The 14,006-nt window shown below is 65.3% G+C and carries 10 protein-coding genes and 1 riboswitch; of the genes, 3 read left to right on the plus strand and 7 right to left on the minus strand.

Going from position 1 to position 14,006, the window contains the following annotated elements:
• Nucleotide 1: 1 nt before the first annotated feature.
• The gene (locus EDF56_RS07185; protein ID WP_132386058.1) at nucleotides 2-2,293 is read right to left on the minus strand and encodes a TonB-dependent receptor; all 2,292 of its coding nucleotides are present in this window, start codon (nucleotides 2,291-2,293) and stop codon (nucleotides 2-4) included.
• A 32-nt stretch (nucleotides 2,294-2,325) separates the two neighbouring features.
• Nucleotides 2,326-2,435, minus strand: a riboswitch (TPP riboswitch).
• Between the two features lie 147 nt (nucleotides 2,436-2,582).
• Nucleotides 2,583-2,801 (minus strand): hypothetical protein, encoded by a 219-nt coding sequence (locus EDF56_RS07190; protein WP_132386059.1) that lies wholly within the window; start codon nucleotides 2,799-2,801, stop codon nucleotides 2,583-2,585.
• Between the two features lie 311 nt (nucleotides 2,802-3,112).
• On the opposite strand from EDF56_RS07190, the gene EDF56_RS07195 reads away from it, so the two are divergent.
• Both EDF56_RS07195 and EDF56_RS07200 read left to right on the plus strand, forming a co-directional pair.
• On the plus strand, nucleotides 3,113-3,997 hold the full coding sequence (locus EDF56_RS07195; protein ID WP_132386060.1) for a BON domain-containing protein: 885 nt from the start codon (nucleotides 3,113-3,115) through the stop codon (nucleotides 3,995-3,997).
• A 514-nt stretch (nucleotides 3,998-4,511) separates the two neighbouring features.
• A complete protein-coding gene (locus tag EDF56_RS07200) occupies nucleotides 4,512-5,987 on the plus strand; it encodes a lipopolysaccharide biosynthesis protein (protein WP_132386061.1) in 1,476 nt (491 codons plus the stop codon).
• On the opposite strand, the gene EDF56_RS07205 is transcribed toward EDF56_RS07200, so the two are convergent.
• Together EDF56_RS07205 and EDF56_RS07210 are read right to left on the minus strand one after the other, a co-directional pair.
• Entirely contained in the window at nucleotides 5,984-7,150 is a 1,167-nt protein-coding gene (locus tag EDF56_RS07205) for an acyltransferase family protein (protein ID WP_165912122.1), read from the minus strand. The genes EDF56_RS07200 and EDF56_RS07205 overlap by 4 nt on opposite strands.
• A gap of 111 nt (nucleotides 7,151-7,261) precedes the next feature.
• The gene (locus EDF56_RS07210; RefSeq protein ID WP_132386063.1) at nucleotides 7,262-8,197 is read right to left on the minus strand and encodes a glycosyltransferase family 2 protein; all 936 of its coding nucleotides are present in this window, start codon (nucleotides 8,195-8,197) and stop codon (nucleotides 7,262-7,264) included.
• Between the two features lie 315 nt (nucleotides 8,198-8,512).
• Here EDF56_RS07210 and EDF56_RS25865 point away from each other — a divergent pair, with 315 nt between their 5' ends.
• Nucleotides 8,513-8,665 (plus strand): hypothetical protein, encoded by a 153-nt coding sequence (locus EDF56_RS25865; RefSeq protein WP_165912088.1) that lies wholly within the window; start codon nucleotides 8,513-8,515, stop codon nucleotides 8,663-8,665.
• 85 nt (nucleotides 8,666-8,750) lie between these two features.
• Here EDF56_RS25865 and EDF56_RS07215 read toward each other — a convergent pair whose 3' ends face one another.
• The 3 genes from EDF56_RS07215 to EDF56_RS07225 all read right to left on the minus strand — a co-directional run bounded on the left by EDF56_RS07215 (nucleotide 8,751) and on the right by EDF56_RS07225 (nucleotide 14,004).
• A complete protein-coding gene (locus tag EDF56_RS07215; RefSeq protein WP_132386064.1) occupies nucleotides 8,751-9,725 on the minus strand; it encodes a DUF3011 domain-containing protein in 975 nt (324 codons plus the stop codon).
• A 172-nt stretch (nucleotides 9,726-9,897) separates the two neighbouring features.
• A complete protein-coding gene (locus tag EDF56_RS07220; protein ID WP_165912123.1) occupies nucleotides 9,898-10,308 on the minus strand; it encodes a response regulator in 411 nt (136 codons plus the stop codon).
• Between the two features lie 51 nt (nucleotides 10,309-10,359).
• Nucleotides 10,360-14,004 carry a PAS domain S-box protein gene (locus EDF56_RS07225; protein ID WP_132386065.1) on the minus strand — a complete coding sequence of 1,215 codons (3,645 nt, stop codon included), beginning with the start codon at nucleotides 14,002-14,004 and terminating at the stop codon, nucleotides 10,360-10,362.
• Between the last annotated feature and the right edge of the window lie 2 nt (nucleotides 14,005-14,006).

A 14,006-nucleotide genomic window follows, 5' to 3' on the forward strand; every position in this document is an offset into this window, starting at 1 on the left:
GTCAGAAGGCGCGCGAGAGCGTCACCACGAAGGCGCGCCCGCTTCCGATATAATAGGCCGGCGCGAAGCCGGAGATGAGCGTGCCGTTGCGGCCAAACGTGTCCTGCGCATTGCTGCTGACGGTCTGGACGCCGGAGAGCACATGCGGGTTGGTCACGTTGATCGCATTGAGGCGCAGATCCATGCGCTGGGCATCGATCAAGCCGGCCAGATGCACGCCGACCGAGAGATCGAGCGTGGCATAGCCCTTGATGCTCTCGTCGTTCATGAACGTCGAATACTGGCGGCCGACATACTTGAGCGCGGTGCTGCCGAACAGGCGTCCGTCGTCGTACGTGCTGCCCATGCCGAACTGGAACGTGGGGCTCGATACGGCGCGCTTGCCCTTGGTCGGGAGATAGTCGCCGCCGACGGGAAGGTCGTCGTCCAGCCGCGCGTGGAGATATTCGCCCGAGACATAGACGCTGACGCCCTTGGCCGGGCGATAGTCGATCTCGCCGTCCAGACCGTAGGATGTCTGGCTGCCTGCATTGATCGTCGAGTTGACCAGTGCCCCGCCGTTGTCGATCACGGTCGCCACCTGCCGGTTGCGGAAGTGATAGTGGAAGGCCGTCAGCGAGAACGACAGGCTGGGGCCGATGTAGCGATAGCCCAGTTCCTCGGAGACCGAATACTCGTTCTTGAGCGCGTTCGTGCCCTGGCTGACGAGTTCATCGCCGTAATAGGTGTCATAGAGCGTGAATTCGTTCGGCGAGCGGAAATTGGTGGTGACGTTTGCGAAGATCTGCTGGCGGTCGTCCAGCCGGTAATGCACGGCGGCGCGGGGCAGCGCGGCAGAGCTGTTCAGGCGCACTTTCTGCTCCGGGCCGGGCAGGTAATTGTCGCCGTTGCGCAGTACGTTCACGCCCTTGAAGCCGATCTCCACGCCAAGGCGCGGGGTGATCGTGATGCTGTCGGCCAGGAAGAAGCCCTTGGTCACCGTTTCGGTGCGGATGTTCTCGTAAGCGAGCAGGCGGCCGTCGGCGGTCCGGATCGCGTTGGCCTGTCGGCCCCACGGGTCGGTCGGACGGCCGTCCGCATCGATGGAGGTGTAGGACTGGCTGACGCGGTCGGTGCCGTAATCGAACCAGAGCCCGACGGTGAGCCGGTGCGCGCCCGTCTCAAGGGTCAGCTTGCTGACGTTGCCGCCGCGAAACTGGTTGCCGGTATAGTTGCCGAGCACGGTGGCGACGCCGTCCACGGCGCCGGGCAGCGCGATCGGCTGCGTCAGTTCCTCGGTGCCGAGGAAATTGCCGGTCTCGGTCAGCTGCGTGCCGTAGGGCGAATTGCCGTATCCGAACTGGAGGTAGCCGGTGCTGTCGAATGTCAGTGCATCGCTCAGCTTGAGATGCAGCGGCGCGGCGACATAGAAGTTGCGGAACGGGCTGCGATAGAGGCGCCAGTAATTGGTATCGCCGTCGGTATAGCGCTTGTCGTAATTGAAGCCGCGCCCGTATTCCTGCCATTCGGCCAGCGTGGGGCTGGGATAGGTCGATGTCTTGGCCTCGTTGAAGGACAGGGCGATGCTGGCGCGGTTGCCGTCGCCCCATTCGCCCAGCAGCTTGGCATCGACGTGTTGGCGCGTGTCATAACCGGCACCGCGCCAGTTATCCGCGCGGTTGTTCGAATAGGAGACGAAGGCCTTGAGCCCGCTGTTGCCGATCTCGCCGCTATCAAATCGCGCAAACACGCGCCGTTCGTTGTAGGAACCGAGCGAGAGATTGATCAGGCCGCCGCGCTGCGCCTTGGGATCGTCCAGCGACAGCGAGAGCAGGCCGCCCGCCGTGCCGACCAGCGGGGCATCGATATCGACCGCGCCTTGCGCGAGCGAAATCTGTCGCACGTTCTCGGCATCGGCGAACTGCGAGGGATAGGCGTAGTAATAGCCGATGTCGTTCTGCGGCGCGCCTTCCATCAAGACGCCGATCTCGTCCTGCCCCAGGCCGCGCAGGGTCAGGCTGGAACTGGTCGACAGTCCATAGGGATCGCTCGACGAGACATTGGCGCCGGGCAGCAGATTGACCAGCTGGAACGCATTGAGCGTCGGCGCCTGCTTGACGATGAAGTCGGCCGAGATCGCGCTGATGGCCTTGGGCGCGGTCTGGTCCGGCAGCAGGCCCTCGGGATCGGGGTGGCCGACGACCTGGATGTCGCGGGGATTGGCATCGTCTGCCTCGGCCGCCGCCGGGGTCGCGAGAAGCAAAGCCGGGAACGCCAGCGCCGCTCCCCCGAAATACGTAAAACCACCGGCCATCGTCTCGTATCCACTCCACATGGAGAGACAACGGACGCACCGCCATCCCTCCCTACGCCGGTATCAACCGGATCAGGTTCAGCGGGTCGCGGCCTGTTGACCACCTCTCAGCCGCACGTCAGCGGCCCCCCGGGGAAAGGGGCCCTCTAGGCGGTCGGATGCGAAGAGGGAAGTCTTATTGAAGGGAGACGGTGCACATCGCCTTCGCGGCGCGCACGAAGGGCCGAGCTGGAGACGGACTTCCGGCCCGGCCTTTCGCCGTGCAGTTTACAGTGCTTGGATGGGGTTTTCAGTAGGCGGAGAGGAACCGCGCGGACTGCATGGGGCCACCGGCGCCTTCACGGCGGATGGTGCAGAGCTTGCGGGCGCCCTGCCAGAGTTCGGCGGTGCACTTGGCGGCTTTGCGGTGCGCCACGATCAGCGCTTCGGCCAGATCGCTGGCGCCAAAATCGAGGCGCCGCGCGCCTCCGTTCCCGTCGTCCAGGAACTTCAGGGTATAGATCTTCATCCAGACTCCTCCATCCGCGCGGGGCGTTCGCTCCTTGTCGCGGAGCATGCGTTTAGCGCCTCGGCGCGTCATTTCCGAGACACTCCGCGCCGACTTGCGGCGGGCTGTTTCGAAAGAACGATCTCCCGATCGAACCCCCGAGAGAAGCCGAATGCCTGCGACAGACCTGCGACAGAATCGTCAGTTTGGGCGGCGGGCAGTGGATAGGAATGCCGTTTGTTTCGTTTCCTTGATGGAGCGCAGTGTGCGGCGTGGAGCGAGAGTTCCCGCCGCGAACATCGCGCCGAGCGCAGCGATCAAGGAGAGCACCGATGAACCGACGCGATTCGAGTACCCGCGGTCAGCAACCGGGCGGGTACCAAGGAGATGAAGGCCGCTGGGACGTGCCGCGACAGGCAGGGCAGTGGCAGGACGGGCCTTCCCGTCAAGCCGGCGGTTTCCGGGATCAGGACGACAACAATCGCCCCGCACCGCCCGATCCGGAAGGGCGGTATATTCCCGATCCGCGCACCGATATCGATGACGGCGGCTTTGCCAGTCGGCTTGGGCCGGATTACCCATACCCGTCGGACCCGCGCGCGGCCTATGGCAGGGGCGATCAGCGGCCGAGGGATGTGGAATATCCGATCCACAATTTCGACGGCGCTTCCGGCGATACGTTCTCCAGCTTCACCAGCGGCGACTATGGCGGACACGATAACTACGTGCGCCATGGCGGTGTCGGCGGCGGGTTTGGCGGCGGCATGCACCCCAGCAATAGCTACCGCCCGACCTTCGGCTTTTCGCGCGACGATTATGGCGACTGGCGCGAATATGGCGAACGGCGCGGCTTCCTGAAGCGTGCCGGGGACGAGATCGCCAGCTGGTTCGGCAATGAGGAAGCCGCGCACCGGCGCCACGTCGATCATCGCGGACGCGGGCCGAGCGACTTTACCCGCTCGGACGAGCGCATTCGCGAGGATGTGCATGACAGCCTCACCAATGACTGGCGCGTCGATGCCAGCCGCGTGCGGGTTACCGTGGCAGACGGCGAAGTGACGCTGGATGGCACGGTGGACAGCCGTGCCGAAAAGCGCCGGGCGGAGGACCTCACGGATGACGTATCGGGCGTGCGCCATGTGCAGAACAACTTGCGCGTGGGGCCGGGCACGATCGGGTCGGGTTCGGCCTTTTCGGATCCGGATGGGACGCTCTGAACTTCGCTGCGCTTTTGTGCAGCCGGAAAGGGGAGCCGTGATGGCTCCCCTTTTTTGAGCATGGTGGAGGCGCGGAACGCACCTGCTTGGCCCGCAATATTCGCTGGTAAATATCCCGTCATCCCCGCGAAGGCGGGGATCCCGCTTCCTTGCGCAAAAACGAGAGGTCGCGAAGGCAGCGGGGCCCCCGCCTTCGCGGGGGCGACGAAGCTTTGGGGCCAAACGGATCTCGCCGTCCAGACGGGTTTGGCCTCCGACGCAAGCGCTGGGCGCACCCTGGAAAATAACCCAAAAGCACCCGCCCGGTCTCTTTGAGCCTCGACCCGGAGCCTCCGTTATCCGGATGCGCCGTGATATGCAGGCGGTTTGGGCCTTTGGAGTGATGGTGCTGCGGTGCAGCACTAGGTACGCTGTCTGCCGTTAAACTGCCTTGCGGGGTTGCAGCGAAAGGTGGCCATCTTGAATCCATTGCCAAAGCACCGATTGCGAACGGCCACAGGCGGATAGGCGGGGGATGGCACAGTCTCACGAAATCGGCCGACACGCCGCCCGGGGGCTGGCATCGACTGCCGTCGCCCAATTCGTCAAGGTGGTGGGGACGATGGCGACCACCATCGTCGTCGCCCGGATTCTATCGCCTTCCGACTATGGCGTCGCCGCAATGGTGGCGCCGCTGACGGGGCTGGTGCTCACGTTCCAGAACCTCGGCTTCACGCAGGCGGTGGTGCAGACGCGCGAACTCGACAACGAGCATTCCAACGCGCTGTTCTGGCTGAACGTCCTCGTCTCGATCGTGGCGGCCTTGGCGATGGTGGCGCTGGCGCCGCTGGCAGGCGCATTCTACAGCGATGCGCGCGCCGGATATGTCACGGCGGCGACGGGCCTCACCATTCTGGTCACCGGCCTCAAGCTCCAGCATCAGGCGCTGCTCAATCGTGAGATGCGTTTCCACGCCCTCAGCATCAACGACATCGTCGTTTCGATACTGACCTTCGTGCTGACGACCATCGCGGCGCTGATCCTGATGAACTATTGGGCGATCTGGCTGGGCATTTTCCTCAATGCCGTGGTCAGCACGGCGATGATGTGGCGGGCCTGCCGCTGGCGCCCGCGCCTTGGTGCGTCGTTTGCCGGAGTGCGCCACCTCGTGGTGTTCGGGGCCAACCTGACCGGCTTCAACCTTGTCAACTTCTTCGCGCGCAACCTCGACAACGTCATCATCGCCAAAGTGCACGGCGCCGACGCGGTGGGTCTCTATGATCGCAGCTATAAACTGATGCTGTTCCCGCTCCAGAACATCAACCAGCCGCTTGCCCGCATCATGCTTCCGGTGCTCAGCCGTGTCCGCGACGAGCCCGAACGCTACCGCCGCGTCTACGAACTGGCGCTGCGCGCGCTGGCTCTGGGATCGATGCCGGGCATACTCGCGGCGGCAATCTGCTCGGACCGGCTGATCCCCTTCCTGCTCGGCCCGCGCTGGGCGGCGGCGAGTCCGATCTTCTTCTGGCTGAGCCTCACCGCCATCGTGCAATGTGTGCCGAACACCACCGCATGGCTCTACATCAGTAGCGGGAATACCCGGCGCATGATGTACTGGGGGATCTTTTCCAGCACCGTCAGCATCGTCAGCTTCATCATCGGCGTGCGCTGGGGCGCGGCGGGCGTGGCGCAGGCCTATTTCATCGGACAGCTTGCCACCGCGCCGCTGCTCTACCGCTATGCCACGCTGGGCACGCCGGTCACGCAGCGGTTCATGTATTTCGTGCAGTTGCCCTCCCTGCTCGGAGGCGTGTTCGCCTGGGGCGTGGTCTCGCTTGTCGGGCAGGGCCTGCCGACCGCTGTGGTGATCGCGATTGCGCTGGTGGCGAGCTATTGCGGTGCAGCCGCTGCGCAGGCTTGCACGCCGGGTGGCCGACAGGCGATGGCCGCCATGCTGCGGCAGGCGGCAAACATTCTGCCGGAGCGTTTCCGCCCGCTGCGCAGCGGTTAGGCAGCCTTTTCCGGCTGTGCGACCGCCAAGCGAGGGGCATTCGGCTCGCCGCGAGGGGGCACCACGCCCGAGAACAGGAAATTCAGCACGGGCACCCGCCGGATAGCCAACCAGATCGCGAAAGCAGCGAGAAACGTGGCGGCGCTGATAAGCGACCATTCGACCCAGACCCCCCACTGCACGCGGTAGCCGAGGATAGTGAGAGCGATCGCGATCGGCAGGTGGAACAGATAGATCACCAGCGAGGAATCGGCCACGATCCGGATCGCCGCGCTTTCGCGGTGGAAGAACGTCCGGGCGAGCCCCACCAGCGACTGCGCCCAGCCCAGTGCCGCGAAGGCGCCGAATACCCGCTCCATCGGCCACACTTGATAATGATCGGCATAGACCGCCACGCCGGTCGCCAGCAGGGTCAGCACCATGACCACGATGCGCGGGCGGTCGAACGCGGCACGCACTGCCGGTGCGCGGTGGAGCGCCATGCCGACGACGTAGAAGGGCAGGGCGGCGACAAAGTCGGCCAGCCGGAACAGGCCTTGCAGAATGCCCGTCTCGCTCATCGTCGTGCGCGCCAGTCCGAGCACGAGCCCGCAGTAAGCGGCGATGCCGATCCCCGCGACAATGAAAAGCAGCGTGAACCGCTTGGCCGCCTGTTCATCCCAGCGCTGGGGGACAGACAGCGTGCGCAGCGGCGGATGGAGCGTGCAGGCCAGCGCCGTCAGCGATTGCAGATAGAGCAGCACCACCATGAACCACAGATGGCGAAGCACTGTACCGTTGGTGGGATAGAGCGCCTGAAGTCCGGTGAGGTGCTCTCCCCCGCGCACCGAGGCGGCGAGCAGGTTCAGGACCGGGACGATGGTCACGAGTGAAACCACAAGGGGAACGCCGATCCGCAGCAGTCGCCCGTGCAGCCAGCTCCGCGCATCCCGGCGTGCGAGCAGAAGCGCGCTGAAATAGCCGGCGAGCAGGAAGAAGGCCGGCATCTGGAAGACATGGATGACTTCGGCGATGACCGTCATCAGCGGATCGCTCTCCCTCACCGGCACCATCCATTCGCGGCCGGGCCGATAGGCAAGTGCAACGTGGTAGGGGACGATCAGCAGCATCAGGCTGCCCCGGACGGCGTCCCAGTGATGTTCTCTGGCAGGTGGCACAGGCATGGGCGACCCTTGAGGGGGGAAACGATTGGCGACCTTGCCCAAGCTTTGCATGTCTGAGTTCGTGCGCAACTTTAAAGGGTGAATAGGCGGTGAGAGGACCGCTGCATGCCGTCAGTCGTTCGCGCCGCGCATCCAGGAGGTGACGCCGCGATAGGTTTCGAGCCCGAGGACTGCCGCGCCGAGCCGGGGGAACTTCGAATTGAGCCGCAGCTCGCCGCCCAGTTCCGCGCCGCGCTTCACTGCCTCTCGGCCTTGCTCACGGTCTCCCCGGCGAAAGGCGCTGTCGGCTAGCCAGTAGAAATAGTCGCCCAGGATCTTTTGACGCTCGGGTTCGGGCAGCGCCTCGGTCGGCTGCTTCAGAAGGGCCTCTGCCAGTTCGACAAGATCGCCGAACGTCGATCGGTTGCCGGAGATCCGCAGCGGGGAATCGTGCTGGACATAGACGCCGCAGCCCTGCGGAGAATGCGCCAGCCGCGCCCCCGCGAGCGCCGCGCGGCAGACGACTTCGCCGTCCTGATTGCGGCGGACTTTCTCGTCCCAGCCGCCGATCCGCCGCAGGAATTCGGTGCGCCACATGACCGCGCAGGGCGGGGTCCACTGCCTGCGAACGAGCCACCGGTCGAGCAATTCGGCGGCATTGTCATAGGCCGGCTTGCGGCGGCTCGCCTGATTGCGGCCCTCGTCGTAGAACAGCCAGGGGCCGAACGCGATGTCCGCGCCATCCGCCAGCGCGAGGGTCAGGCCGTGCAGCAAATCGCCCATGACGAAATCGTCGCTGTCGAGAAACATGACGTATTCGCTCTCGACCATCGCCAGCCCGCGGTTGCGGGACTTCTGCGCGCCAAGGTTGCCGGGGTTGGTCACGACTTCGACCCGGGGATCGGCCAGTTCGGATAGCACCGCCTCGGTCTTGCCCTCGTCGTCATCGACCACGACGATGACCCGAGGCCGCACTTGCGGCTGGCCGAAGATCGAGCGAACCGTCCGTTCTATCGTTCCGGAGGCATGAAAAGCAGGCACGATAACCGTGACCCGTTCCTGAGGCATGCTCGGGCTCCCTTTGTCATGTCGATTCGCTCTGCCGGGTCGACGGGAAAGGGTAACGCCGTTGCGCGCTGCTGAGAACCGGCGCGGGCGCGCCGGAAATGACCACTGAATACTCTTGAGGCAGAAAGGCCCAGGCGTGGGACGTGATGTGAGTGGAAAGGCTGCAAGGAAGCGGGGCCCCCGCCTTCGCGGGGGCGACGGAGGATGGGGGCCTGGTGCCGAATTCGTTCGCGGGCCCCGAGGTCGGTCTGTGCTTCGAGATGCGAGCGGCTCCGTCGAATATCCGGGGAACACTAACGCAAATTAGGTGCGATCATGCCCGGCATTATTCGGGAACAGTTGGCTCATGCACTCGTTGTTCAGAGGAGAACAAGTAAGGAGAGTCGCATGGGCAAGGGTATTCTATTGTGGCTGATCGGCGTGCCGATTCCGGTAATTCTGGTTCTTTGGCTGCTGTTCCACCACTGATCGGACTTCCTTTATCGAAAAGCCCGGCTGGCCACTGTCGATCATGGATCGGCAGGGCGGCCGGGCTTGTCTGTTTGGCAGCGGCTCAGTTCCTGAAATCAAGCTCCACAACCCGCGTCGGCGTTGCGCGGCAGAACAGCGGCAACATCCGCTCGCCATCGGGATATGTGCCGGTGAGTTGCGCGCGGAACCGCCAGCCGCCGTTGCCGGGCTCGATATGGACCAGCCTGTCGAACCGCACTTGCGTTCCGCCCGTTATGCCGACTTGCCGCGCAGCCTCCATCATGCAGGTGTTCATCGACGGCCGCGCATCGGGCGGCAGCGAGGACAGATCCGCCACGACGGTCGCAGGCGGTCCCGGCTGGAACGGGCCCGTGGGCGGCGGCGGGGTTTCCGGCTGCGTTGGCGCAGGTGTAGGCGTTGCAGTGGGCGGCGGGGGAACGCTGCCCTGTGAAGCGCCCGAAGGTCTGGGGCTGTTGCGATTGTTGAGCAGGGCCACCAGCCCGGCCGCCACGGCGGCGCCGCCGATGATCGCGCCGGTGCTCAACCCGCCTCCGCTGTTGTTGTTATTCCCCTGATCCTGCCAGTGATTGTTGCCATAGCCATAAGCGAAAGTGCCCCGGCAATTGCGCGAAACCCAGATCTGGCGCTGATCGTAGCCCCAGCTCTGCCCGCGAACGCACTGCGATGAGCGCGTGAGCAGTTCGACGCGGTTCTCGGTCCGCGCATTGCAGCGCTCGGTCCGGTTGTTGCGCGACTCGCAGGTGAGGCGCCCCGCGAAACCGTTGGGCCGTCCGGGGGCAGGCGCGGGAAGCGGTACGGGGCGCTGTCCCCCTCCGGACTGTCCCCCGCCCGAGGGTGGCCGTACTTGCGGCCGGCCCGGAACGGGTGCGGGCAGCGGCACGGGTCGCTGCACTCCGGGAACCGACGGGGACGACGTATCCACGGGCGCCGGAAGCGTCTGGATCGGTTCGGCCGGCCTCGTCTGCGCGGTCAGCGTGTTCGTAGGTTGCGCGGCGAGCACAGCAGTCGCCGCGATCATCGTAACCTTGCCCCTCATACGGATCTCTCAGACAGGAGGTGGATTTGGACGTGATCGATGCCGCACTATACTCTTGGACTGGAAGAACAACAACATGAATTGATTAGGTGAATAGTCGGACGCTACCTGCCGGGAACAGCCGCTTCGCGGTCCCTATAGTGTCGGATATCCGCCCCGTTTTCGAATCGCGTCAGGCGTTACCCGGGCGATCCAGAGACCGTGCATCGTGCAAGGTCCGCACCGCATCGGCCAACTGATCGAAGCTATAGGGCTTGCTCAACACGGTGGTAGGCTGCCCCGGAAGATCGGACGGCCCGGCGCCGCTGGCGATGGCAACCGGGATGCGGCGTTCGGCAAGCTCTGCCAGCAGGGGATCGGATCGCTCGCCGGCAAGATTCATGTCGATCACCGCGACATCGAACGCACCCGCCCGCGCCGCCTCCAGCGCGGGGGACAGCGCGGCATAGGGCCCTATCACGTGGCAGCCGAGGTCATCGAGCATGTCTTCGAGCAGCATCGATACCAGCAGTTCATCCTCGGCGACCAGCACGCGCAGACCGTGAAAGTCGGCAGGGTGGGCGGATGCGGCGTGTTCAGACATTGTTGGGGAACCTCGAAAGGGCAGGGGGCCTCGAAAGGGCAGGATGCAGTGTCAGCATTCGATGGTCTCGCGAATACGGCGGGCGAGAACATCCATGGCGAAGGGCTTGGTAATCATGGCCATGCCCGGTTCGAGAAAACCCGAGGCGAGCGCGGCGTTTTCCGCGTATCCGGTCATGAACAGCACTTTGAGATCCGGGCGATAGCTGCGCCCGCCATCGGCCACTTGCCGCCCGTTCAGGCCCGGCAGGCCGATATCGGTGACAAGCAGGTCGATTCGTGCGTCCGATTGCAGGATGGCAAGGCCTTCGGGGCCGTCGGCGGCCTCTATCGAGCGGTATCCCAGTTCGTCCAGCACGTCGAGGATCAGCCCGCGCACGACCGGCTCATCCTCCACGACCAGCACGATCTCGCCGCTGCGGGCGACGGGCAGGTTCGCCCCATCGGCCTTTTCGGCATCGATATCGCCCTGTCCGCGATGGCGCGGCAGGTAGAGCTTGATCGTCGAACCACGCCCTTCATGCGAATAGATCCGCGCCTGCCCTTCGGACTGGCGGGCAAATCCGTAGATCATCGATAGGCCAAGCCCGGTGCCCTGACCGATCGGCTTGGTGGTGAAGAAGGGCTCGAAGGCGCGCGCTGCCGTGTCCTCGCTCATGCCCACGCCGGTATCGCTGACGGCGATGCAGACATATTGCCCCGGCGTCAGTTCGCGCTGGCGGGCGCGGTCCAGGCCGTCCAGATCGGCATTGCTGGTCTCGATCGTCAGCTTACCGCCATCGGGCATGGCATCGCGGGCATTGATGACAAGGTTCAGGATCGCGCTTTCCAGCTGGTTGGGGTCGCACCGCGTCTGCCACAGCCCGCCCGCCAGCACGAATTCCAGATCGATGTGCTCGCCCAGCGAACGGCGGAGCATGTCCTCCATCGAGGCGATCAGCGGATTGGCGCGTACCGGACGGGGATCGAGCGGCTGGCGGCGGGAGAAGGCCAGCAGGCGATGCGTTAGCGCGGCGGCGCGCTCGGCCGAAGTCCGCGCGCCCTGAAGCCAGCGGTCGAGATCGTCCGTCCGTCCCTTGGCAAGGCGGTTGTGCATGACGTCCAGACTGCCGGTAATGCCCTGAAGCAGGTTGTTGAAGTCATGCGCGATGCCGCCGGTAAGCTGGCCCACAGCCTCCATTTTCTGGCTCTGGCGCAAGGCGTCTTCCATGGCGCGTTGCTCGGTGATGTCGCGGCCGATGGCGTGGATGCGCCCATTGTCCGGCACGGCGGTCCAGGCCAACAGCCGGTATTCGCCATCCTTGGTGCAATAGCGGTTCTCGAAGGCCAGCGTGTTGGAACCGCCCGCCAGCTTGCCGATTTCCAGGGCGGTCGGCTCGATGTCGTCGGGATGGACGAACCGGGAAATCGGCTGCCCCAGCATCTCCTGCTCCCGCCAGCCCAGCACGCGCTCGGCCGAGGGATTTACCGCCCTGATGATCCCGGCGTAATCGGCCACCATCATCAGGTCGCGGCTGATCGTCCACAAACGGTCGCGGTCTTGCGCATAAGCGGCTTCGGCGCGCTTCTGCGCCTCGATCTCGGTATTCGTGCCCACCCATGCGGTAATCTCGCCGTGGGCATCGTGCAGCGGCAGCGCGCGGGCGAGGTGCCAGCGGTACAGGGCCCGGGAATCGCGCAGGCGCAATTCGGCTTCGTAGATCCGCCCGGTCGCGAGCGAGGCGGCCCACTTGCGCGCCGCTCTCAGCCGGTCTTCGGGGTGGACGATCCGTGACCACCGGCTGTCCTTCAGACTGCCGTGCGGAAGGCCGGTATAGCTGTAAAGCCGGTCGTTGAACCAGTCGAGCCGCCCGTCCGCGCGCGCGGTCCAGACCTGATTGGGCATGTTCTGGGCAAGCGTGCTGAACTGCGCCTCGCTCTTTTCGAGCGCGCGCTGGATGCGGCGGCGGTCGGTCACGTCCTGCACCACGCCGATCATTTGCGCAGGGCGGCCGTCCGCGTCGAATTCGAAACTGGCCTTGCGGGCGATCACGCGCTCCTCGCCATTGTCGGGACGGCGAATGCGGTATTCGACATCCAGAACGGCCTCGCCACTCTGGCGGCGCTTGCTGCTCGAAACGAGTTCGCTGTCCTCGCCGATGACCAGATCCTCGATGGCGCGGGTCGAGTGGGATATTTCCGGGGCGATGCCGAAGATCCGCCAGAATTCCGCGGTTCCGTCGATCGTGTCGCGCTGGATGTCGATCGAGAACAGGCCCACGCCGCCCGCCGCCTGTGCGCGCGCCAGCCGCTCCTCGCTGAGGCTTAGCGCTTCCTGCGCGCGGTATTCCTGCGTCCGGTCGCGCAGCAGTTTGACGAAGCCGATGGCGCCCCCGGTCTTGCTGCGCAGGGGCATCAGTTCGCTGAGGCCCCAGAAGGGCTCGTGGGACTTGCGCAAATGCCAGCGCGCCTCATGGGCACGGCCGGTTTCCAGCGCCTGCGCGCGCATCGCGGCGGGCAGGCCGGCGTCGCGGTCATGGGCAGTGAAGATCAGCTCCATCGGCTGGCCGAGCATTTCCGCCTCGCTCCAGCCGAGGATCGCCGTGGCGCCCGCATTCCAGAGCGTGACCCTCCCGTCGAGATCGGCGGCGATGATGCCGTAGTCGCTCGCGCTGTCGAGGATCTGGCGGTTGTAGGCCTCGCGCTCACGCAAAAGGTCTTCGGCGCCGACGCGCTGGACATGGGCCCAGGACCGGTCCGTGACCTCGCGGATCACGCTCAGCTCGTAATCGGTCCAGTCGCGGGGCTTGCGGTCGTGAATGGCCATCAGTGCGGCCAGCCGGCCTTCCTTGACCAGCGGCATGCAGATGGTGGCGGCAATGCCGATATCCTGGAATGTCCGCGCCGCGGCGGAGGGGAGTTCGCGGGCATTGTCCTTGACGATCAGCGGGCGTCCGGCACCCAGTTCCCGCACCGCCAGCGCGCCGAAATCGGCAAGGCTATAGTGCCCGACGATGGAGGGCGATCCCGGTGCGTGCCAGTCTCCCCGGATCGTGAAGCCGTCCGCATCCGCGTCCATATCGGCATAGGCGCAGCTGGATACGCCAAGGTGCTCGGCGGTAAGGCGGCTGGTGATGGCGAGAATGCGGTCGGCGCTGCGGCAGTCCGACACCGCGCGGCCCAGTTCGTCAAGGAAGCGCAGGCGCGTTTCGCTTTCCTCCAGCGCCTGGCGCGCGTGATAGGCCTCGGTGATTTCCACGACCACGGCGATCACGCCGCCGGGCTTGCCGTCGTCACCCGGCACGGGGGAGTAGTCCAGGTTCATCCACACATGCTCGGGCGCGCCGTCGCGGTGGAGGACCAGTTCGTGGTCGCGGTAGCTGAGCGTGCCGCCGGAAAGGCCGACTTTCATCACGTTGTCGTTGAAATCGGCCACTTCCTCCCAGCCGTCGCGGACATTGGAGCCCAGCAACCGGCTGTCGCGGCCACCGGCGAAGCGGGAATAGGCGTCGTTGTAGATCATCACGCCCTGCTCGCCCCAAAGGAGCACCAGCGGCACCGGGGAGGGCAGCATGAAACCGACCGTGTGCTTCAGGCTGATCGGCCACCCGGTGATGGGTCCGATCGCGGTCGAGGCCCAGTCATGCGCTGCGATCCGGCGCGCGAGTTCGCCGTCGTGAGACAGGAACCCCTCGCCAGTCTCTGCCCGTAACGCCAACG

This window comes from Novosphingobium sp. PhB165 (genome assembly GCF_004341845.1).
Taxonomy (GTDB): Bacteria; Pseudomonadota; Alphaproteobacteria; order Sphingomonadales; family Sphingomonadaceae; genus Novosphingobium.

Excerpts from the sequence above, each read along its gene's own strand:
- EDF56_RS07185 (WP_132386058.1), bottom strand. The coding sequence starts at position 2,293 with ATGGCCGGTGGTTTTACGTATTTCGGGGGAGCGGCGCTGGCGTTCCCG.
- EDF56_RS07190 (WP_132386059.1), bottom strand. The coding sequence starts at position 2,801 with ATGAAGATCTATACCCTGAAGTTCCTGGACGACGGGAACGGAGGCGCG.
- EDF56_RS07195 (WP_132386060.1), top strand. The coding sequence starts at position 3,113 with ATGAACCGACGCGATTCGAGTACCCGCGGTCAGCAACCGGGCGGGTAC.
- EDF56_RS07200 (WP_132386061.1), top strand. The coding sequence starts at position 4,512 with ATGGCACAGTCTCACGAAATCGGCCGACACGCCGCCCGGGGGCTGGCA.
- EDF56_RS07205 (WP_165912122.1), bottom strand. The coding sequence starts at position 7,150 with ATGCCTGTGCCACCTGCCAGAGAACATCACTGGGACGCCGTCCGGGGC.
- EDF56_RS07210 (WP_132386063.1), bottom strand. The coding sequence starts at position 8,197 with ATGCCTCAGGAACGGGTCACGGTTATCGTGCCTGCTTTTCATGCCTCC.
- EDF56_RS25865 (WP_165912088.1), top strand. The coding sequence starts at position 8,513 with ATGCCCGGCATTATTCGGGAACAGTTGGCTCATGCACTCGTTGTTCAG.
- EDF56_RS07215 (WP_132386064.1), bottom strand. The coding sequence starts at position 9,725 with ATGAGGGGCAAGGTTACGATGATCGCGGCGACTGCTGTGCTCGCCGCG.
- EDF56_RS07220 (WP_165912123.1), bottom strand. The coding sequence starts at position 10,308 with ATGTCTGAACACGCCGCATCCGCCCACCCTGCCGACTTTCACGGTCTG.